Source organism: Thermosynechococcus sp. PKX82 (genome assembly GCF_031583255.1).
Lineage (GTDB): Bacteria > Cyanobacteriota > Cyanobacteriia > Thermosynechococcales > Thermosynechococcaceae > Thermosynechococcus.
In genome coordinates, this window is the sequence record NZ_CP134169.1 from 144,741 (window position 1) to 166,114 (window position 21,374).

The window sequence follows — 21,374 nt, forward strand, 5'->3', positions numbered from 1 at the left end:
GCGGTTAATATTTAGAATTAAATAGCGATTTAATCCTAAAAAATAAATTAGATTTCAGCCTAAGTAGGATATTTAGAGATACTGCCGGTAAAAGCCTGATCATCTCAATAAAAAATATTGTCTTTAATATTTTAGCGATTGCTAACGAGTCCAATTCTAACCCTAATACATCACTTACAAATTGCTTTTTCTCGTAACTGTTTTCTGGAGGTAAGCTAGAGAATAATTCTTTCTTGATTTGATGCGATATCATTGCCACTTCATCTCTTGGCTTAATCACATCCAATGGATTTTGAGGATGAGAAAAATTGTAGTAGACTGGCTCTTTACCAAGTATAAAGTATTTAACTCCTATTTCTTCACAATAAAACAACTCACTACCACCTGTTGGTGATGTTGCATAAAGAAAATTGGAGACTAAGTCATAAAACCTATCTACAAACAGCGGACTTAGTGTTTCGCCTGCGCTGACTATTGGTATATTGTACTTTCTAAGCTTCTTATGGTAACCCTTTTTCACATCATGCATATGCATACATATAACAAATGGTTTATAGCGATCTTTTAATGATTCCAGATTGTGGAAGTACTCATCCCAATCATAATCTATGATCTCAATTCCATCATTGGAATGTGGATAAAAAATCAAAGTGCCTTTTGCTTTTTCCTTTAGATTATAACCAGCTATTTTTCTATACATCACCCATGGATGTGTTATATGAACTACCTTCTTAATTTGGTATCTTTCAATACTAATAACTCTCTGTTTATACCAAGATAGGTAGTAAGCAGCTTTATTGTTTATCTCATGTTCCTGAAGCTCCCCTGAAAGTGCTACACCATGATCTCCGTAGACCGGTATTGGTAATATATCAGGCCACTTTAACCATAAACGATAGCAACGACCAAAACTATAAAGCTCTGTAGGCCAAAATAGAGCAGGAAGTCTTGCAAAATTACTCTTAATTCTAGTATCTACTTTTTCCGAACAGATATATTCGAGATATGCATCATCAAAACCCTCGAAAGGATTTATATCCTCATAGTTTGGCCAAATTTTTTGAGGTTTGATAGGCTTCTTCATGCTTTATTTACGTTATGATAATTAAAATACCTCAATTTAACTGATTTTCAAGGCAGTTGTCAAGAGCAAGCTCGCCGTGGTCGCTCGACGGGATTTTTTGCGATTGATGGCTTGAAGCATAGTGGAGAGGATCTACAAGAATGCCTCAAGGATTAACGAAAGAGAGCAGCGTACTTGTGACGGGGGGCACAGGGTCGTTTGGCCGTGCGTTTGTCAAGGAGGTGTTGCGGCAGTTCCCTGATATTCGACGTCTTGTCATTTTCAGCCGTGACGAGCTAAAGCAGTTCGAGATGGCTCAGGAGTTCCCCTACCAAAAGTATCCAGGTATCCGCTACTTCATTGGCGATGTTAGGGATCGCGATCGCCTACGCCGGGCTCTGAACAAGGTCGATATTGTGGTTCATGCGGCTGCCCTGAAGCAAGTGCCGGCGGCTGAATATAACCCCATTGAGTTTATTCGCACCAATGTCATGGGGGCCGAAAACGTCATTCAAGCCTGCCTCGACACCGGTGTCAAGCAAGTCATTGCCCTCTCCACCGACAAGGCGGCTGCCCCCATCAACCTCTACGGGGCAACAAAGCTCTGTAGTGACAAACTCTTCATTGCTGCCAATAACTTTGCGGGTCGTGATCTGCGGTTCAGTGTGGTTCGCTACGGCAACGTTATGGGGTCACGGGGGTCAGTGATTCCTCTTTTCTTGAAAAAGCGCTGTGAGGGCTGCCTACCAATTACGGATCCAGCCATGACTCGCTTTAATATCTCCCTCCAAGAGGGGGTAGAAATGGTACTGTGGGCACTGCAGCACAGTTGGGGGGGCGAAATCTTTGTGCCGAAAATTCCCTCCTACCGCATTCTCGATGTTGCAGAGGCCATTTGCCCGGAATGTGAGCAACAGTTTGTGGGTATCCGTCCAGGGGAAAAGATCCACGAAGAGATGATTACCACTTCCGATTCTTACACCACGGTTGATTTAGGCCAGTACTATGCCATTTTGCCTATTCAAGGGCGCTTCACGCTAGAGGAGTACTGTGCCCAAACAGGGGCAACACGGGTTAAACCGGGCTTCAGCTATAATTCTGGCACCAACGATCGCTTCCTTAGCGTCGAGGAGCTGCGCACTCTGATTCGCCAACACGTTGACCCGAACTTTATCCCAGGCAGGGGCTAAATGGGCACAATTCCCTACGGTCGCCAAGACATTACGCCAGAGGATATTGCGGCTGTCGTTGACGTCCTGCAATCGGACTGGCTGACCCAAGGCCCCAAGGTTCCCGAGTTTGAAGCAGCACTGGCCAGTTGTTGTGGTGCACGGTATGCCGTTGTGGTTAGTAGTGCCACAGCAGCGCTTCACCTCGCCTGTATTGCAGCGGGGCTACAAGGGGGCGATCGCCTGTGGACCTCGCCGATTACCTTTGTTGCCTCGGCGAATTGTGGCCGCTACTGTGGTGCCACGGTGGATTTTGTTGATATTGACCCCCACACCTATAACCTGAGTGTTTCTGCCCTTGCCGACAAGCTAGCAATTGCCAAAAAGCAAAGGACGCTTCCCAAGGTTGTCATTCCTGTTCACCTCGCCGGACAATCCTGTGAGATGGCTGCCCTTGCTGAACTTGCACAGACCTATGGCTTTACCCTCATCGAAGATGCCTCCCATGCCCTTGGGGGTCACTACCGTGGCCGACCCATTGGCTGCTGTGAATTCTCGACGATGGCGGTTTTTAGCTTTCATCCCGTCAAGATTATCACCACGGGTGAGGGCGGTGCCATTCTCACCAATGATCCAGGCCTCTACCAGCAACTCATCCGTCTGCGCAGCCACGGGATTACCCGCGATCCCCAACACATGGTGAGCGACTCCCACGGCCCTTGGTATTACCAACAACTGGAACTGGGCTTTAACTACCGCATGACCGACCTGCAAGCGGCCCTCGGCCTACAGCAACTGCAACGCCTCGATCAGTTTGTCGAGCGGCGCCGTTTTTTAGCCCAACGCTACCATCAATCTCTTGCGGATTTGCCCCTCACGCTCCCCTTTCAGCATCCTGATACCCGCTCCAGTTGGCATCTCTACATCATTCGCCTGAAGCGAGACCAAATTCAAGCTTCCCATCGCGAAGTCTTTGAAGCCCTTCGTTCCCTTGGAATTGGGGTGAATCTCCACTACATTCCTGTGCATACCCAACCCTACTATCAGCAATTGGGCTTTCAATGGGGAGACTTTCCCAACGCCGAGGCCTACTACCAAGAAGCGATTAGCTTGCCTCTGTACTATGGACTGACCCTTGCCCAACAGGATCAAGTCATTCAGGCGCTCAAGCAAGTCTTGGCTTAAGACCGCAACGCAAACAGCCCCTCCCCTATGCGAAAGTAAGCCTGCATCAACCGCTCAAAGCGATCGCCCAAGTCCCGTTTTGACTCTGCTGGCGATCATCTCACCCTAGGGGCTTTTAAGGTTTGAGGCCTCTTGCCTTCAAGAATTGTAGGAGGTCACTCCTTTGAATGTGATTGAGCACGACTTCAGTGCGTTGAAGCGAGCGTGGATGTATGCAGGGTCAAACAATTCTATTGATGAAGTGATTCGCAATTATTGTGCTGAATAGCGTCTCATTCTTTATTGGAATAGCTATAATTCTAACGAAGACCCAATTCACCCATGCCTAGTGATTAGACTATAAAGCATCAGGTGGCTTGAGGACAGTTTCATGGTGAAAGATGGGTTACGCTACTGGCCGCTGGGTGTTGTTCTTCTTTTAGGAGTGGCTCTTGAACCGGTTAGAGCAGCAGAGATGTCCCTACCCCAAACGGGTGTAGCAGAGGAGGAGTTGATTGCTCTCATTAAAGAAGACCCCTTTGCCCAAGCTCGCCTGCCGCAATCTGAAGGCTCTGCTGTCGATCTATTGCCGCTGCCACCCCAGCCCCCCGCAGAAGTCGTTCCGCCTGTAGAATCCCCTGCTCCCCTACCCACGAGCACTGAGATCAAGGATGATTCAGCAGCCCCCTCTGTGGAACCTGCACCAAGAACGACTGACAATTCTTCAGAAGCTCCAACAACAGTGGAACTGACCGCAGAGCAAGCCGCACAGGAGGCGCGGTTAGCACTTCTACGGGAGGGCGATCGCCACTGGCAATTAGGAGACACCGTCACAGCCCAAACCTATTACCAAAAGGCCAAGGCTGACCTAGATTTGCCACCCCCCCGTGTCACCCCCCCCGCTGTACTGGAAATTAGTCAACTGCCCCCCGCTGCCCAAGTCTATTGGCGAGAAGTTCAAGGGGGTTCCCAACTCTACAGTGCCCAAGCCGTGCCCCTGCGGCTGTTGGTGGAGCAATTCCCAGAGTTTATCCCCGGCCAAGTGCGCTTCGCTGAGTTTCTAGCGCAGCAGGGTTCCCTCAAAGAGGCCTATGCCCATCTCGAAAAAGCCGCCAGCCTCTATCCTGATCAACCCGATATTCAACGTAGCCTCGTCACCCTCTACGATCGCCAGCAACAGTGGCTAGAAGCGGCCCTTGCCGCCCAACGTTTTGCCCTACTGAATCCTGACCACCCCGCCACACCCGAATTTCAGCAACTAGCCGCAGAGCGAATGCAACGGTTCCGTCGTCGCCTGCAGGGACAACTGCGCGAAGGCATGATTGTCGGCGCCCTCACTGGACTGGTGGGTGTGGCACTCACGGGCAATCCCTTACTATCCTTGGACTCGATTCAAATGATGGCCTTGATGATGCAGGGAGAATCTGCCCTAGGCCGTTCAGCAGCACAGCAAATTAGCCGCCAAGTCAAGCTCCTTGAGGATCCTGAGGTTCAAGCCTATGTCAATGAAGTGGGGCAACGCCTCGCCAAAGTGGCCGGTCGCAATGAGTTTGAGTATGAGTTTTTTGTGATAAAAGATAATGATCTCAATGCCTTTGCCCTGCCAGGAGGCAAGATTTTTATCAATTCCGGTGCAATTCTCAAAGCCAATACCGAGGCAGAACTTGCTGGCTTACTGGCTCACGAAATTGCCCACGCGGTGCTCTCCCACGGTTTTCGCTTGGTCACCCAAGGCACGGCCACTGCCAACTTGACGCGGTTATTACCTGCTGGTGGCTATGTGACAGGGATTCTCGTGACTAGCTATAGTCGAGAAATGGAGCGAGAGGCGGATATTTTGGGCACACGGATTCTGGCGAGGGCAGGCTATGCCGCTGATGGCCTACTTAACCTCATGCACACCCTCAAGAAGGAATACCGTCATCAGGAGCCACCGTTACCATGGTTTTCTACCCACCCGCCGACCAATGAGCGCATTCGCTATATCCGTGGTTTGATGCGCGATCGCGGGTACACCCCCTTTGCCTTTGAGGGGGTCGAACGCCATCAACAAATTCAAGCGCGCTTGCGTACCCTTGTGGATCCCCCCAATCCCAAAAAGTCCAAACGGGAAACTGCCAAGACGCCGCAATAGCTGAGTCCGCTTTGAATGTTCTGAATGTCTCGACATTGCTTTCAAACCCTTGAGTACGAACCCGCATTTCTCTCCCTAGGGGAAGAGTACTGGGACGAGGTACAGGCGGCAACCTTTCCGCAGCATATTCTGCGTTTTCGCAATGATGCCCTCTTACCCCTGATGGGTCTGAATCCCGCCAAGGTAACCGATGCTGACTTTATTGCGGCCTTTGGCCAGTTTCAGGGGCGTGAACCTTTTTTAGCGATGCGTTACCACGGCTACCAATTTGGGGAATACAATGCTCGCTTGGGGGATGGCCGAGGGTTTCTCTATGGTCAGTTTCGCGGTGTGGATGGTCAACTGTATGACCTTGGCACGAAAGGATCCGGCATCACACCCTATTCGCGGGGGGGAGATGGTCGGCTGACGCTCAAAGGCGGTGTCCGTGAGGTTTTGGCCAGTGAACTGCTGCATCGCTTGGGGGTGAGCACCTTTCGCAGTCTCAGTTTGGTGGAAACGGGAGAATCCCTCTGGCGGGGGGATGAGCCATCGCCGACGCGATCGAGTGTCTTAGTGCGCCTTGGCCGTTCCCATATTCGCTTTGGTACCTTTGAGCGGCTCCACTATCTGCGGCGACCGGACTTGATTCGACGGTTACTCGACCACGTCATTTACTACTACTACCCCCACTTGCTAGAGATCCCAGACCCCAAGGAACGGGATTGTACCTTTTATCGTGAGCTAGTGGCACGCACAGCGGATCTGGCGGCGCAGTGGTTGGTGGCGGGGTTTTGTCATGGGGTTTTGAACACCGATAATATGGCCATTACGGGCGAGAGCTTCGACTATGGTCCCTATGTCTTTTTGAAGCACTATGATTTGGGGTTTACAGCCGCCTACTTTGACTACTATGGCCGCTACGCCTACGGCAATCAACCAGCAATTTGTGCTTGGAATTTGGAGAAGCTGCAAATCCCTCTGTCTTCAGTAATGCCCCTTGAGGAAATGCAAGCTGCCCTAAAGACCTTTGGCGATCGCTGCCAAACCACCTACTTGAAACTCATGCTCAAACGCCTCGGTTGGGCAGACCTTCCTCTAGAAATTGGCCATCCCTTGGTGGCAGAAACCCAAGCTTTTCTCAGCCGCAGCACCATCAGTTATCCCCAATTCTTTGTCAGCCTACGGCAGGAATTCTCCCCTGAGTGGGCTGTAGATCCCAGTCATATCTTTCGTAACAGCTCAACCCTCACGCCAGCAGATCAGAAATTGCTAGAGGTTTGGAAAAGAACCTATTTTGAGCTACTTCAGCAAGCCAGCCCACGGCAGCGGGCGGCAATTCCCCAAACCCTACAGGCAGCCAATCCCCTTGTCATCCTCACGCGTTCCCAGATCGAACACATTTGGCAGGCCATTGATCAGGCGGATGATTGGTCACGATTTACTACAGCTCTTGAGTTGATGCAGGCATGAAGCGACTCCTTTGCCTGAGTAATGGCCACGGTGAGGATGCGATCGCTAGCTCGATTTTGCAGGCCTTGCGGCAGCGGTGTCCACACTTAGACCTAATGGCGTTGCCCTTGGTGGGCTTAGGGTCTGCCTATACGCGGCTGGGAATTCCTGTATTGCAGCCTAGAAAAATACTCCCCTCTGGGGGCTTTATCTACATGGATCTGCGACAGCTATGGCGAGATCTCAAGGCAGGTTTGCTGGGACTCTTGGGATCACAGATTCGCGCCATTCAAGCTTGGCAGCAATCGGGAGGACATCTGTTGGCGGTGGGGGATATTGTGCCCCTATTGCTGGCCTATGGCACAGGGGGAACCTATAGTTTTATCGGCACTGCTAAGTCTGACTACTACCTATATGACACGACGGGGCGTCCCTATCGTTGGGGCATGGGCTGGGCGGGGAGTGACTACCTGCCTTGGGAGCGATGGTTGTGGCGATCGCCCCGCTGTCGAGGCATTTTTGTCCGTGATGAGTTAACCGCTAAAGGGTTGCGGCAATTCGGTTACACGGTTCACTACTGTGGCAATCCCATGATGGACTTAGTGATGCCACCCCCTGAGCGATCGCCTTTTACGACTAGAACCATTGTGCTACTGCCGGGGTCTCGTGCCCCTGAGGCCTACCGCAATTGGCAACAGATCCTACGGGTACTGGCGCCCTATCCCGATCAGCCGCTGACCTGTCTTGCCGCTGTCAGTCCCAGCCTTGATTTACGGATGCTTGAGCAAAGCCTTGAGGGCTGGCAACCCATCGCCAGTGCATTACCCCAGACCAGCGCATGGCAGTTGGGTCAGCAACAACTGATTTTAAGTTCACATCACTTTCGTGAATTTCTGCATTGGGCAGAAGGGGGCATTGCCCTCGCCGGCACAGCCACAGAGCAGTGTGTGGGCTTAGGGAAACCCGTGATCACCTTTGCGGGTGCAGGCCCCCAGTTTACCCGTGAGTTTGCTAGTCGCCAAAAACGCCTTCTCGGAGACTCGATTTTCCTACTCGATGATCCTCAAGAGACCATCCCGACCCTTTGGCAGATTTGGGAAGATGCGACTTTACTTGCGCGAATTGCCGCCAATGGCAAAGAACGCATGGGCGACCCCGGAGCGAGCGATCGCATTGCTGAGCAACTGTTAAAAATACTCGGCATTGAGTCCTGCTAAAAAAAAGACCCCCATCCGTAGATGGGAGCCAAGGACGATTGAGTTTGGTTAGATGAAGTCAGTGACTCTAATCAAGGCTCGGCATCGAGAGTACAGGTTCAGACTCACGGTCAATCCCCTTCTCAAAACCAGCCGCCGCCGCACGGGCACGACCAGCATGCCACAGGTGACCCACTAGGAAGAAGAAGGCCAAGACAAAGTGGGACGTAGCCAGCCAAGAGCGGGGTGACACAAAGTTCACCGAGTTGATTTCAGTGGCCACACCACCCACGGAGTTCAAAGAACCCAGAGGGGCATGGGTCATGTACTCAGCGGCACGACGCTCTTGCCAAGGCTGAATGTCATTTTTGATCTTGTTCAGGTCAAGACCATTGGGACCGCGCAACGGCTCCAACCAAGGACCACGGAAATCCCAGAAGCGCATTGTTTCACCACCGAAGATGATTTCACCCGTAGGAGAGCGCATCAGGTATTTACCAAGACCAGTGGGGCCTTGAGCCGAACCGACGTTCGCACCCAATTTTTGGTCACGGATCAAGAAGGTCATTGCCTGAGCCTGAGAGGCCTCTGGACCCGTAGGACCATAGAATTCACTGGGATAGACCGTGTTGTTGAACCAGACAAAGCAGGTGGCAATGAAGCCCATCATGGACAGGGCGCCCAAGCTATAGGACAGATAGGCTTCCCCAGACCAGATAAAGGCACGGCGTGCCCAACCAAAGGGCGTCGTCAGAATGTGCCAGATACCACCAGCAATGCAGATCAAACCGATCCAAATGTGACCACCGACAACGTCCTCAAGGTTGTTGACGCTGACGATCCAGCCCTCACCGCCAAAGGGAGACTTCAGCAGGTAGCCAAAGATCACCGTGGGGTCAAGGGTGGGGTTGGTAATGACGCGGACATCGCCACCGCCGGGTGCCCAAGTGTCATAGAGGCCACCAAAGAACATGGCTTTGGCCACCAACAGCAGGGCACCAATACCGAGGACGATCAGGTGGAAACCGAGGATCGTCGTCATTTTGTTTTTATCTTTCCAGTCGTAGCCAAAGAAGGAGGAGTATTCCTCAAGGGTTTCAGGGCCACGAATGGCATGGTAAACCCCACCAAAGCCGAGAACAGCAGAGGAAATCAGGTGCACCACCCCGACCACAAAGAAGGGGAAGGTGTCCACGACTTCACCCCCAGGGCCAACGCCCCAACCAAGGGTGGCAATGTGGGGAATGAGGATCAGCCCTTGCTCGTACATTGGCTTCTCAGGAATGAAGTGAGCCAACTCGAACAGGGTCATGGCACCGGCCCAGAAAACGATCAGGCCAGCGTGGGCGACGTGAGCACCCAAGAGTTTGCCGGAGAGATTAATCAGACGAGCATTACCGGCCCACCACGCGAAACCGGAGGATTCTTGGTCGCGATTGGTGGCAAAAATCGAGTTACTAGAGAGCGTTACCACGGGGGAGTACCTCTTCTGGGAAGACAAAGTTTTCATGGGGTTGGTCTTGGGGCGCCATCCAAGCGCGAATGCCCTCGTTCAAGAGCAGGTTCTTGGTGTAGAAGGTCTCAAACTCAGGGTCTTCCGCTGCCCGAATCTCCTGCGAAATAAAGTCGTAAGACCGCAGGTTCAACGCCAGACCCACCACGCCAATCGCACTCATCCACAGCCCCGTCACGGGCACAAACAACATGAAAAAGTGCAACCAGCGCTTGTTCGAGAAGGCAATGCCAAAAATTTGGCTCCAGAACCGGTTGGCCGTCACCATCGAGTAGGTCTCTTCCGATTGGGTGGGGCTAAAGGCACGGAAGGTGCTGGCGCCTTCGCCATCTTGGAAGAGGGTGTTCTCCACTGTGGCACCGTGGATGGCACACAACAGGGCACCGCCGAGCACACCGGCCACCCCCATCATGTGGAAGGGGTTCAAAGTCCAGTTGTGGAACCCTTGGAAGAACAGCAGGAAGCGGAAGATGGCAGCCACGCCAAAGCTGGGGGCAAAGAACCAACTGGATTGCCCCAAGGGATACATCAAGAAGACGCTGACAAAAACGGCAATGGGGGCACTGAAGGCAATGGCGTTGTAGGGACGGATGCCCACCAAGCGAGCAATTTCAAATTGCCGCAGCATGAAGCCAATGAGGCCAAAGGCGCCGTGGAGGGCGATAAAGGTCCACAGACCGCCCAGTTGGCACCAGCGGGTGAAGTCCCCTTGGGCTTCGGGACCCCAGAGGAGCAGGAGGGAGTGCCCCATGCTGTTGGCGGGGGTGGAAACGGCAACGGTGAGGAAGTTGCAGCCTTCGAGGTAGCTGGAGGCGAGGCCGTGGGTGTACCAAGAGGTCACAAAGGTGGTACCGGTCAGCCAGCCCCCGAGGGCAAGGTAGGCGCAGGGAAACAGCAGGATGCCTGACCAGCCGACAAAGACAAATCTGTCACGCTTGAGCCAGTCGTCGAGGATGTCAAACCATCCCCGTTCTGCTGGCGCTCGTCCAATTGCGATCGTCATGGAATTAAATCCTCTTGCAGATATAGATGCCAGATTTAGAACCTTACAGTTGCTGGTAGGGCGTGATCGGCTCTCTAAAACTTAGGAGCGATCGCTCCAGCATCCTGTTAATTTGGCTTCATAAATTAAGAAACCCATCCCTCGCTAACGCTTGAGCTAGTAGGTGGTTTTACCTAGTTGCTGTTGGCGTTCACCAAGGGTAGGTTAAGCTTCCCATCAGCATTTGCTGCGGGAGAACTATATTAACGTGATAGCGGAATTCTTACGAAATATCAAGGTGATTGTTGCCTAGCTTCTCAGCTTTCTCATTTTTGAGCAGGGGTGGCAATCTGGCAAGAGAGCAAGAAATTCAGGCCTCAACTGGCAGAGAACGTCAGCAAGAAATGTTAACTTTTGTAACACTACTGCCAGCGGTTGCTGCCATAAAAGTCTTGGGCGATCGCCCACCCGCCAGAAACAGAGGGATAGCTGTCTTGATAAGATAGGAGACGTGCAGGATAGTCTTTGCCAACAACCGAGAAAAGGAGGCCCGCCATGGCGACCGAACGACGGGTGGCACGGGTAGCAGAATTAATCAAACGGGAAGTGAGCCAGTTGTTAATGTATGAAATCCGCGATGAGCGCGTGGGGGCGGGCATGGTCAGTGTCACCGATGTGGAAGTTTCCGGTGATTTGCAGCACGCCAAGATCTTCGTCAGTATCTACAGCACCGATGAGGTACGGCGCTCAACCATGGCCGGCTTGAAAGCGGCTTCAGGCTTTGTGCGACGGGAATTGGGGCAGCGCATTCGCCTGCGGCGGACACCGGAGGTCGTCTTTATTGAGGATCGATCGCTGGAACGGGGCAGTCGCGTTCTTTCGCTACTGAATCAAATTGGGCAACAGCAGAGTGCTGCAGAGACTCCTGAAACAGCGTCTTAGGTGCGGCTTGGTCTTGCGGGAACCGATGCAGTAAGGTAGTGCCTCGGCGGTAGGGAGGAGCTTTTGCTGCGCTGGGGAGGTGCCAGTAGGGTTTTCAGGATCACAAAGGCCGCAATGCCAATTAAGAAGTAACCAAAGCCCTGCTGAAGTCGCTTGGCAGAAATGCCGTGACTGAGATAGCTACCGATAACAGAACCGCTAGCGGCGGCTAAGGTGAGGGTCAGGGTTAAGTGGGGATCCAAGCTAACCGTGCCCAGATAGCCCCAAACCGCAGCCACGGAATTGGCGGTGATAATCAGCAGTGAGGTGCCGATCGCCTGCCGCATTGGAATTTTGCCCAATAAAACAAGGGCAGGCACAATGGCAAAGTCCCCACCAACCCCCACCAACCCCGTCAGAATACCCACACCAATGCCTTCGGTGGGTAGCCACAGCCAACAGTACTTACAGACTGGAGGAGCATAGAGCTGGCTCTCAAGGGAACGTTCCGGCGGGGTGAGTTCAGGGGCAGGGGGACGCTGTTGCCGCCGAATCATTAAAATAGCCGCCACCATCATGGCAACGGCAAAAAGTAAGAGTTGCACCGTATCGGTAATCCAAGGCAAGGCTGCCAGTCGCGCCCCGAGATAGGCACCCATCATGGTTGCCGAACCAAAAATCAGTGCCAGACGCAAATTAACGTAGCCGCGCCGCCACTGGGGAATGACTGCCAGTAAACTGACGCTGCCGACAATCACAAGCGTCATCGGGATCGCGACCTTGGTTTCAATGCCCATGACATAGACCAGCACTGGCAGGGCAAGGACAGAACCGCCGCCCCCCAATAGACCCAGACTCAAGCCGATGGCGATCGCCAGCCCATGCCCTATCCAGTAGCTCAGCATGGGTTATTTCACCTGTGGGCGATTGAAGGGCAGCAGTGCCAAAACCCGCGCTAGGGCACAGGTACCGGTGACACCGGCAAAGACCAAACCGGCACCGACAAAGCCCGACAGGAAGAAGAATCCCGGATTGACGGTAAAGCCCAAGATCACTCCCGTGAGAATCAGACTGCCGGCCACAATTTGCACCTGCCGCATCAGGCTGATGGGCGCACTAACCGCACCCGTGATCGGATAGCCCCCCTGTTTCCAGCGTTGAATGCCCCCTTCAAGGTTTTTCAGATTTGTGAACCCCCGACTGGCAAGGATTTCGCAGGCCATGCGCGATCGCCGGCCAGATTCACAGTAGAGCACCACCGGGGTGTCAGAATTACAGGCGGGTTCAAGTTCCTTCACATTGGCCAAAGGACAGAGCAGCGCTCCCGGAATGTGGGCATTGTTGTATTCGCTTGGCTCCCGCACATCAATGAGCAGTACCTGCTGGCGTTGCAGGGCAGCGTGCAGTTGAGCCGCAGAAATGAGGGGAGACTCAGTCGTTGCTGTGGTCATCGTCGTTGGTTCTCCAGTGGTTACTCAGGGTTGGCTAGACAGGGGCGATCAGGGGTCAAAGGACTAGACGGCGGCGGCAACCATGCCACACTGTTGGTTAGCGGGCACCGCTTCCATAATTTTCTTGGGATCCGGCAGGTTCAGGTTGGCCATGAACTCAATGAACTGCTGGCGATCGCGACCGACAAAGCGGGGATTAAAGCGTTTTTCTTCACCAATGGTGGAAACGGTGTGACCGCGATAGTCATGGCCGGGATAGACCAATGTGGTGTCTGGGAGCGTAAAGAGCCGCTGTGTTACCGCATCGTACATTGCGCCTGCATCGCCACTTTGGAAGTCAGTGCGCCCACAGCCACGGATAAACAGGGAATCCCCCGTCAGCAGGTGGGTACCATTCACGAGGAAGGCCATGTGGCTATCGGTGTGCCCCAAGGTGGCGATCGCCTGAATCGGAATGCTACCGACGTGAATCACTTCACCGTCTTTAATATAGCCATCGGCGCAGTCCACATGGGCATTTTCGGGCACAAGGGTTTTGCAGCCTGTGCGTTCGCGGACTTTGCCCGCCCCGGTAATGTGGTCGGCGTGGACATGGGTTTCGAGGCAGTAGCGCAGTTTCAACCCCAATTGCTCAATTAACTGCACATCCCGATCCACCTGTTCAAGGACGCTATCCACCAAGGCGGCCTCACCCGTGGCTTCATCGGCAATCAGGTAAGAATAGGTCCAAGTGTCGTAGTCAAAAAGTTGGCGAAACAGCATAACGGACTCCTTTATGGGGTATCGCGTGAGGGGAATCGTGCAGACTTAAAACGGTGACGACTTTAGCCTAGTCAATCTAAATATAATTTTATAACTATCTAGTAAATAAATGTCAAATGCCCCCTAGTCCCATTCCTGAGGCAACAGACCCATTTACGATAGGAGAAGGCGGTTTAGAGCACTGGGGATGTCCACACTACAGCAAATTACCCCTTGGCAGCGGGTCACAGAGGAGCTAACAGCCATTGTCGGCAAGGGGAGCGTCATCAGTGATGCAGCAGAAGCCCTTGTGTATGAGTGCGATGGGCTATCCATGTATCGGCAACGACCCAAACTGGTCGTGCTACCGCAAACCACTGCCCAAGTCTCTGCCATCCTCAAGGTGTGCGATCGCTACCGTATTCCCTTTGTTGCCCGCGGTTCAGGGACGGGGCTATCGGGGGGAGCCTTACCCCACACCGAGGGGATTCTCGTCGTCACCTCCCGCATGAACCAGATTCTAGAGATTGATCTGGCCAACCAGCAGGTGGTTGTGCAGCCAGGGGTAATCAATGCTTGGGTAACGCAAGCCGTTGCCGATCAGGGCTTTTACTATGCCCCGGATCCCTCCAGTCAAATTATTTGTTCCATTGGCGGCAATGTCGCTGAAAACTCTGGGGGCGTCCACTGCCTGAAGTATGGCGTGACCACGAATCATGTGCTGGGACTGACGGTGGTGTTGCCCAATGGTGAGATTGTTGAACTGGGGGGTGCGGCCCCAGAAATGCCCGGCTACGATCTCATGGGTGTCTTTGTTGGCTCCGAAGGGACGCTGGGAATTGCCACAGAAATTCGGCTGCGGATTCTCAAACAGGCGGAGGCGATCGCCGTGCTATTGGCGGACTTCACCACGATTGAAGCAGCGGGAGAAACGGTTTCCGCGATTATTCGGGCGGGGATTATTCCCGCTGGCATGGAAATCATGGACAACCTCAGTATCAATGCCGTTGAGGATGTGGTGGCCACCAATTGCTACCCCCGCGATGCTGGCGCCGTACTCCTAGTGGAAGTGGATGGCCTAGATGCCGAAGTGCCCATTTTGCAGGAGCGCGTCACACGCATTTGCTATGAACAGGGAGCACGCCATGTAACGGTTGCTACAGAAGCTGAAGATCGCCTCCGCCTTTGGAAGGGTCGCAAAGCGGCTTTTGCGGCTGCGGGTCGCCTCAGTCCTAATTATTTTGTCCAAGATGGGGTGATTCCTCGCAGTCAACTGGCCACCGTCCTCAAGGAAATTGAACAACTGAGTCAGCGCAGTGGCTATCGCATTGCCAATGTTTTCCACGCTGGGGATGGCAATCTGCATCCCTTGATTCTCTACGATCAGGCAGTGCCGGGCGCCCTTGCCGAGGTGGAGGCTCTAGGCGGTGAAATCCTCAAGCTCTGTGTGCGCTTGGGGGGCAGCATTTCCGGTGAACACGGGATTGGTAGCGATAAGGCCTGTTTCATGGGTGAGATGTTTAGCCCAGCAGATTTAGAAACGATGCAGCAGGTGCGCTCCGCTTTTGATCCCAAACGCCTTGCCAACCCCGAAAAGGTGTTTCCCACACCCCGAACCTGTGGCGAAGCCGCCCATCAACTTCAAGATTTTGCCGGTATTGAGGCCTTTTAGCAAAATGAGTGCAAAAATTCCAGTCACGATTATCACGGGTTTTCTAGGGAGCGGTAAAACCACCCTAATTCGGCAGTTGCTTCAGAATGCAGCGGGCAGGCGCATTGCCGTGATTGTGAATGAATTTGGTGATGTCGGTATTGATGGCGAACTTTTGCAGTCCTGTTGCGATCGCACAGCGGGCATCTGGGAACTCACCAATGGGTGCCTCTGTTGCACAGTGCAGGAGGAATTTTTGCCCACCATGCAAACCCTCTTGGCACAACGGCAGGAGATTGATCACATTGTCATTGAAACCTCTGGACTCGCCTTACCCAAGCCGCTCGTGATGGCTTTTCGTTGGCCGCAGGTGCGCCATGCCGCAACCGTCGATGGAGTGGTGACAGTGGTAGATGGCGTTGCCTTGGCAGCCGGTCAAGTGAGTGCTGATCTGGAGGCGCTCTTTGCCCAAAAGGCAGCCGATCCTAGCTTGGCGCATGAGGACACCCCCCTTGAGGAACTCTTTAACGATCAACTGGCCTGTGCCGACTTGGTCATCCTCAGCAAGGCGGATCAACTGACTCCCGATCAGGTAGAGCTGCTCATCGCTGAACTGCGCACTCAATTGCCCCCACGGATTAAGCTGCTGGCGGCTCACCAAGGACAGGTGCCGGCGGATCTGCTGCTGGGATTTAATGCAGCGGTGGAGGAAGACTTGGGGCAGCGACCCAGTCACCATGATTTTGAGGAGGATCATGAGCACGATGCAGAGATTCAAGCCATTTGTTTAGAGATGGGCAGTTGCGATCTTCAGCGCCTGCGGCAATCCCTCGAGCGCTTGCTGCAAGTACCTGACATTTACCGCATTAAGGGATTTGCGGCCATTGAGGGCAAACCCATGCGTCTGGTGGTGCAAGGGGTGGGTCAACGGTTAGACTTGTTTTACGATCGCCTGTGGCAAGTGGCAGAGCCACGCCAAACCCGTGTGGTGGTGATTGGTCGTCAGTTGGATCAACAGGAGCTGCTGTCCCATTTTGCCTAGGAAGCTATGGCCAGCCTTCAGGACATCATTGACCGCCAACTGCGCCAACTGTTGGGTAGCAGGGCAACGTGGTTCATTGATATCGGCGATCGCCACCTCAGCATCTGGGTTGAATCGACCACTTTAGAGCCAACAGATTTAGATCGCCTATCTAGGTGGGGCAAGACCCTTTGGCAGCAGTGGCAACGGGGTAGTGTTCTGATTTTTGCTGCTGAGCCTCGTCAACCGTTTCCCTACTGGTGGACATCTTGGTCTGTTGCCTCAGCCACACCGCAGGCCACTCAAATAGGTGAAACGACTGCGGGCGATCGCTTTATTATCTGCGGCCTTGGCAGTTTAGGGCAATTTTGTATCCAAAGTCTGCGCCGCTTTGCCGGTGAGCATTTGGCTCTAGAGATTCGTGCCATTGAACGCCACGCCAACATTGAGTGGGAAATTCCGCAGTTGACGGAGTTGCTCAGTGAACCTGTGATCATCGGTGATTGCCGGCAGGAGGCGGTTCTGAAAGTGGCTGGGATTGATCGCTGTCGTACCTTACTGGCGGTGACCAGTGATGAGGCCACCAATATTGCGACGGCGATTGTGGCTCGGCGCTTAAATCCCGATGTCCATCTTGTGGTGCGCTCTAGTCGCGATAATCTCAATGCCCTCCTAGAGAAAAAACTAGGGAGCTTTGTGGCGCTCAATCCTACCGAACTACCAGCTCCTGCCTTCGCCCTTGCAGCCCTTGAGGAAAATATCCTTGCTGCGTTTACGATTGAGGGGCAGCAGTTTCGCGTCTTTCAACAACCCATCACCGCCGACAGTCCTCTGGTGGGTACCCCTGTCCATCGCTGGCAACGCCGTCACCAACGCCTCATTAGTGTGCGCTCGTGCCATGCCCAATCCTCAATCTTCCAGCCAACGCGCCCCCACCGCCTCTTTAACCATTGGCCGCCGGATTTGTGCTTTGCGGTGGGCGATCGCCCGATTTGGATTGAACGGGTAGAAGTGGTGAAATCCTTGCCCATCCCTGACCCCAATCCCATCCAGCGCCGCATTCAGCAGGTGCGCCAACTGCCTGAGCAGGTAGAACAATTCTGGCAGTGGCTCCATGGCGATCGCTCTCGTGAGTTGATCTTCAATGGCCTTTGGATGGGCAGTGGTCTGTGGCTTGTGACCGCGATCTTGCTGCGCTACAACGTCCCCGAACTCACATGGCAAAAAGCCTTTGCTGCCGGGTTTATTCTCCTTTTGGGGGGCTTTGGCGATGTTTTTGGCGGGCTAGAAAACGATCCGATTCCCCCTTGGCTGCTGGTGGTCTGTATTTTGGTGGCGATCGTCAGCCTCCTCTTTATTGTCGGTGTCTTGGGACTTTTGGCGGAAAAGCTGCTGCAAGCGCGGTTTGACTTTCTCAAGAAACGTCCCCCCCTGCCCACGGCGGATCACGTGATTGTTGTTGGCTTAGATCGCATTGGTCAACAGGTGGTGCAAATCCTACGTGCCTTCCGTCAACCCCTTGTGCTACTGGTGGACAACCCAGAGCAAACTCAGCTTTTTGAAGACCTGCCCATGCTCCTTGGCAACATTCCAGAAAAGCTCCCCCAAGCCCATTTGGAGACCGCCAAAAGTGTGGTTCTCACCACTGCCGATGAAATGTTGAACCTAGAGGCAGCCCTCATTGCTCGTCAAGCCACGGAGCAGCGGGAATCCCCCATTGGGTTGGTCATTGGCATCTATGATCCCAGCCTCACTAATGATCTGCGGGATCTCCTACCGCGTGCCCGCCCCCTCTGTGCCTATGCCCTTGCTGCTGAGGCCTTTGCCGGTGCCGCCTTTGGCGAAACAATGTTGGGTCTGTTTCAAATTGACCAGCAGACGGTACTGATTGCCGATTACACCGTTACTACCGGCGACACCCTTGAGGGCAAGTTGATTGGTGAGGTGGCCTATGGTTATGCAGTCATCCCCATTTTCTACAATCGCCATGAGCAGTTTCTCGGCGGTGAGATCAGTCATCAGTTTTTGCCCAGTGATACGCTGCAACTCACGGTGGGCGATCGCCTGATTGTTTTAGCAACCATTGATGGCCTACGGCGCATTGAACAGGGCAAAATGGCGCCCCGCCGTCTCTGGCGGCTTTGGGTCGGTCATCCTCGCAACGCGGAAGCTGCCCTAGAAATTGGCAATCTGATCACCAAGATTACGGGTCTGCCCCTGCCGCGATCGCGCACCTTTATCCAGCAACTGCCTGCGACACTGACTCTTGGACTTTATGAACCCCAAGCCTTTCGCCTCGGTCAACAATTGCAAGCCCTCGCCCCCGTGCGCCTCTTTCCCTTAGTGGATCAGGAAACTGCGTAGGTGAAAATCGGCTTCACCTTTTCACCCCAACCGATGCCATGGGGGAGGGCTCATGCGTTTGTTGTGTTGGTTAGGACACTATGCGCCGTCAGCCCCTCTATCTTGAAGGCACAACCATTGGCACAGCGGCGTTAATGCCACACCGTAGGTTCTAGTTCCTGAGCCTCTTATTGATACGGGATGATCGTTGCCCTTAGCTTTTGTAGTATCTTTGGGAATTCTAGCCCTCAGGCTAAGATATTGATTAACAATCGTCAATTAATCTAAGTTGTTCCCATGAGTGGTAACCGTCAGCACCATCTACTCAACATTGAGGACGAAACGGGTAAGCGCACGATCCCTTTGGAGGCGGCAACCTACTCCATTGGCCGCGATGTCACCAATGCGATCGTGATTCATGGTCACGGTGTCTCACGGCAACACGCGCTGCTGCTGCGGATTCCTTCACCAAATGGCTATCGCTACCGCGTCGTGGATGGCAATGCTGATGGTAAGCCCAGTGCCAACGGTATCCTAGTGAATGGCCAGCGGGTGCAAAGTCATGAGCTAAAAGATGGAGATGAGATTAACTTTGGCGGTTCCGTTAAGGCGCACTATGCTACTGTGTCCATGGGGGAGGCGGAGTTTATTAAGTATTTGAAGAGCGTCAACTATCACAGCATTAAGGCCGTGCCCATGACCTCAACGATTACCCAAGCTGAGGAAGGTGCAGACGATAAAAAATCAGAAGAAGAAACAGAATTTAATGCCACGCCCCCATCGCTGCCAGCCAATGCTACCCCAGCGTCAGCACCCGCCCCTAAATCCTCTCCCCCTTGGTTACTGATTGTTGGCGGCATCGTCGTTGTTCTTTTGATCGCGGGAATTGGCGTTGTGATCATGAATCGACCACCTGCCCCCCAATCGGAAACTCCCACGCAAATGCAGTGATGGCCTATTCCCAAAACTTAGCTCCTGCCCTGAACTCAATCTGGCAGCCGCAACCAACGGCGGATGGCTCTTTTACGTTTTTTTCGCCAGAATTTCAGGAAACGTTCCATAGTCTTGGGGGAGCGCGTCAGGAAGCCTTTGAAAAGTTCGCGATCGCCACCGATTTGCCCCCCAAAGCCCAAGCGTCTCATCTGCGCCTTTTGGACATCTGCTATGGTTTGGGTTACAACACCGCCGCTGCGTTAGAGGTGATTTGGCAGCACAATCCCACCTGTCAAGTTACAGTTATTGGCTTAGAACTGGATCTGGGCGTTCCCCAAGCAGCCTTAGCAGTCATGCCCCCTTGGCCAGCATCGGTTCAAACGATTCTTGAAGGACTCGCTCAGCAACAGCAGGTGAGCACCCCCCACTGTGAGGCACAGCTTTTAATTGGGGATGCTCGCCAAACCATTCAAGAGCTTGTTCGCCAAGGATTCCAAGCAGATGCCATTTTTCTTGATCCCTTTTCACCCCAGCGCTGTCCGCAACTCTGGACAGTGGAATTTCTGCGTCTGGTGGCTCAGTGTCTGGCACCAACGGGGCATTTGGCCACCTATTGTCGTGCTGCTGCCGTTCGTGCCGCTTTGCAGGCGGCGGGTTTACACCTTGGAACGCTACCACTTGTTGCCCCCCAGCAGAGTCATGAGTGGGCACAGGGCACCGTGGCTCGCTGGCAAGCCGATCAGCTTATTCCGCTGTCGCTGATGGAGCAGGAACATTTGCAAACCCGCGCGGGTATTCCCTACCGCGATCCGCACCTGCGGGATAGTGCGGAGATGATTCGATCGCGCCGCCAAGCGGAGCAACAAACCGCTAACCGTGAATCCACCAGTCGTTGGCGACACCGCTGGGGCATTACTTAGGGCGGGTATAGGCCACCTTGAGACTCCACAGCAGCAACCCCAAGGTCATCACAGAAATCAGCGCCCCCCACAGCCAATAGGGGAGCCAGAGGTACCGTTGGAGAAGCCCTGTATCGGAAAGCTGCCCCCCCGGCATGGCATAGGTAAAGAGGTAGTCCACCTGCTGAAATGTGCTAATACAGGCTTGCACCCCAAGGAATTGAATCGAAATCCCCTTGAGCCAGCGATTGCCGCGATAGGCCACCAGCAGAATGGCAATCCCCACCAATGTCATGAAGACAATGCCAAAGAGCGATCGCACCCACAGCAGCACTGAGGCGAGAATAATGATTCCTAGGGCTTTGAGGCAAATATCTGTGGCGCGATGAGAGCGGCTCGACAAAATAAAGACACTGCCAGCGATCGCGGGTCCTAGAGGTCCGCCAATGGCGACTAAGCCATGTCCCAAATTGCCCAGCAGCACCTCGCCCCCGTAGCGCGCAAATCCTGAACCACTGGGATAGATGACTAATTCGCGAAAGTAGCCCCCCAACAGAATCGCCGTGAGGCCATGCCCCATCTCGTGGAACCATGTGGCCAAGATTGTAAAGGGATACAGCAGATAGTTCCCCAAGGGAATCTGCCAAAGAAGAATCGTGACAAGGGCGGCGATCGCTAGCAGCAGTGCCGAACGGGGTTTCTCAGGGTCTGAAATATCCAGCGGGGTAGATTTGGGGTCTGGACGATAGCCAAACATACGCT

The 21,374-nt window shown here is 53.5% G+C and carries 19 protein-coding genes and 1 pseudogene; 12 read left to right on the forward strand and 8 right to left on the reverse strand.

Features of this window, described 5'->3' with window-relative positions:
• Positions 1-4 precede the first annotated feature (4 nt).
• On the reverse strand, positions 5-1,084 hold the full coding sequence (locus tag RHH53_RS00725) for a hypothetical protein (RefSeq protein WP_310743940.1): 1,080 nt from the start codon (positions 1,082-1,084) through the stop codon (positions 5-7).
• 140 nt (positions 1,085-1,224) lie between these two features.
• Between RHH53_RS00725 and pseB the strand changes: the two genes are divergently transcribed.
• From pseB to RHH53_RS00755, 6 genes and pseudogenes are all read left to right on the forward strand, one after another.
• Positions 1,225-2,253: a UDP-N-acetylglucosamine 4,6-dehydratase (inverting) gene (gene pseB / locus RHH53_RS00730; protein WP_310743941.1), complete on the forward strand. Its 1,029-nt coding sequence runs from the start codon at positions 1,225-1,227 to the stop codon at positions 2,251-2,253.
• Positions 2,254-3,417 carry a UDP-4-amino-4,6-dideoxy-N-acetyl-beta-L-altrosamine transaminase gene (pseC, locus tag RHH53_RS00735; RefSeq protein ID WP_310743942.1) on the forward strand — a complete coding sequence of 388 codons (1,164 nt, stop codon included), beginning with the start codon at positions 2,254-2,256 and terminating at the stop codon, positions 3,415-3,417.
• A 163-nt stretch (positions 3,418-3,580) separates the two neighbouring features.
• A pseudogene (locus RHH53_RS00740) lies at positions 3,581-3,685 on the forward strand (IS630 family transposase); the annotation flags it as partial.
• Positions 3,686-3,787: 102 nt separating this feature from the next.
• Positions 3,788-5,530 carry a M48 family metalloprotease gene (locus RHH53_RS00745; RefSeq protein ID WP_310743943.1) on the forward strand — a complete coding sequence of 581 codons (1,743 nt, stop codon included), beginning with the start codon at positions 3,788-3,790 and terminating at the stop codon, positions 5,528-5,530.
• Positions 5,531-5,554: 24 nt separating this feature from the next.
• Complete coding sequence (locus RHH53_RS00750; protein WP_302678590.1) at positions 5,555-6,982, forward strand: YdiU family protein; 1,428 nt, start codon at positions 5,555-5,557, stop codon at positions 6,980-6,982.
• On the forward strand, positions 6,979-8,178 hold the full coding sequence (locus RHH53_RS00755; RefSeq protein ID WP_310743944.1) for a lipid-A-disaccharide synthase-related protein: 1,200 nt from the start codon (positions 6,979-6,981) through the stop codon (positions 8,176-8,178). The genes RHH53_RS00750 and RHH53_RS00755 overlap by 4 nt, the downstream gene beginning before the upstream one ends.
• Positions 8,179-8,245: 67 nt before the next feature.
• On the opposite strand, the gene psbC is transcribed toward RHH53_RS00755, so the two are convergent.
• From psbC to RHH53_RS00770, 3 genes are all read right to left on the reverse strand, one after another.
• A complete protein-coding gene (psbC, locus tag RHH53_RS00760; protein ID WP_190278038.1) occupies positions 8,246-9,631 on the reverse strand; it encodes a photosystem II reaction center protein CP43 in 1,386 nt (461 codons plus the stop codon).
• Entirely contained in the window at positions 9,615-10,673 is a 1,059-nt protein-coding gene (psbD, locus tag RHH53_RS00765; protein WP_206199695.1) for a photosystem II D2 protein (photosystem q(a) protein), read from the reverse strand. Before psbD ends, psbC begins: the two co-directional genes overlap by 17 nt.
• 401 nt (positions 10,674-11,074) lie before the next feature.
• On the reverse strand, positions 11,075-11,209 hold the full coding sequence (locus tag RHH53_RS00770; RefSeq protein WP_302678592.1) for a hypothetical protein: 135 nt from the start codon (positions 11,207-11,209) through the stop codon (positions 11,075-11,077).
• Here RHH53_RS00770 and rbfA point away from each other — a divergent pair.
• Positions 11,208-11,594: a 30S ribosome-binding factor RbfA gene (rbfA, locus tag RHH53_RS00775; RefSeq protein WP_149820016.1), complete on the forward strand. Its 387-nt coding sequence runs from the start codon at positions 11,208-11,210 to the stop codon at positions 11,592-11,594. The two genes, RHH53_RS00770 and rbfA, sit on opposite strands and share 2 nt — an antisense overlap.
• Here rbfA and RHH53_RS00780 read toward each other — a convergent pair.
• The 3 genes from RHH53_RS00780 to RHH53_RS00790 all read right to left on the reverse strand — a co-directional run bounded on the left by RHH53_RS00780 (position 11,591) and on the right by RHH53_RS00790 (position 13,786).
• A complete protein-coding gene (locus tag RHH53_RS00780) occupies positions 11,591-12,478 on the reverse strand; it encodes a sulfite exporter TauE/SafE family protein (protein WP_310743945.1) in 888 nt (295 codons plus the stop codon). The two genes, rbfA and RHH53_RS00780, sit on opposite strands and share 4 nt — an antisense overlap.
• Before the next feature lie 3 nt (positions 12,479-12,481).
• Positions 12,482-13,024: a rhodanese-like domain-containing protein gene (locus RHH53_RS00785; RefSeq protein WP_310743946.1), complete on the reverse strand. Its 543-nt coding sequence runs from the start codon at positions 13,022-13,024 to the stop codon at positions 12,482-12,484.
• 63 nt (positions 13,025-13,087) lie between these two features.
• Positions 13,088-13,786, reverse strand: a complete 699-nt coding sequence (locus RHH53_RS00790; protein ID WP_024124642.1) for an MBL fold metallo-hydrolase — start codon at positions 13,784-13,786, stop codon at positions 13,088-13,090.
• Between the two features lie 187 nt (positions 13,787-13,973).
• On the opposite strand from RHH53_RS00790, the gene RHH53_RS00795 reads away from it, so the two are divergent.
• The 5 genes from RHH53_RS00795 (at position 13,974) to RHH53_RS00815 (ending at position 20,633) form a co-directional block, all read left to right on the forward strand.
• Positions 13,974-15,437 carry an FAD-linked oxidase C-terminal domain-containing protein gene (locus RHH53_RS00795; RefSeq protein WP_310743947.1) on the forward strand — a complete coding sequence of 488 codons (1,464 nt, stop codon included), beginning with the start codon at positions 13,974-13,976 and terminating at the stop codon, positions 15,435-15,437.
• A gap of 4 nt (positions 15,438-15,441) precedes the next feature.
• A complete protein-coding gene (cobW, locus tag RHH53_RS00800; RefSeq protein WP_302678595.1) occupies positions 15,442-16,458 on the forward strand; it encodes a cobalamin biosynthesis protein CobW in 1,017 nt (338 codons plus the stop codon).
• Between the two features lie 6 nt (positions 16,459-16,464).
• Positions 16,465-18,801, forward strand: a complete 2,337-nt coding sequence (locus tag RHH53_RS00805; RefSeq protein ID WP_310743948.1) for an NAD-binding protein — start codon at positions 16,465-16,467, stop codon at positions 18,799-18,801.
• Between the two features lie 276 nt (positions 18,802-19,077).
• On the forward strand, positions 19,078-19,731 hold the full coding sequence (locus RHH53_RS00810; protein WP_310437839.1) for an FHA domain-containing protein: 654 nt from the start codon (positions 19,078-19,080) through the stop codon (positions 19,729-19,731).
• A complete protein-coding gene (locus RHH53_RS00815; RefSeq protein ID WP_310743949.1) occupies positions 19,731-20,633 on the forward strand; it encodes an MnmC family methyltransferase in 903 nt (300 codons plus the stop codon). The genes RHH53_RS00810 and RHH53_RS00815 overlap by 1 nt, the downstream gene beginning before the upstream one ends.
• Here RHH53_RS00815 and RHH53_RS00820 read toward each other — a convergent pair.
• Entirely contained in the window at positions 20,626-21,369 is a 744-nt protein-coding gene (locus RHH53_RS00820; protein WP_302677006.1) for a M50 family metallopeptidase, read from the reverse strand. The two genes, RHH53_RS00815 and RHH53_RS00820, sit on opposite strands and share 8 nt — an antisense overlap.
• Positions 21,370-21,374 lie beyond the last annotated feature (5 nt).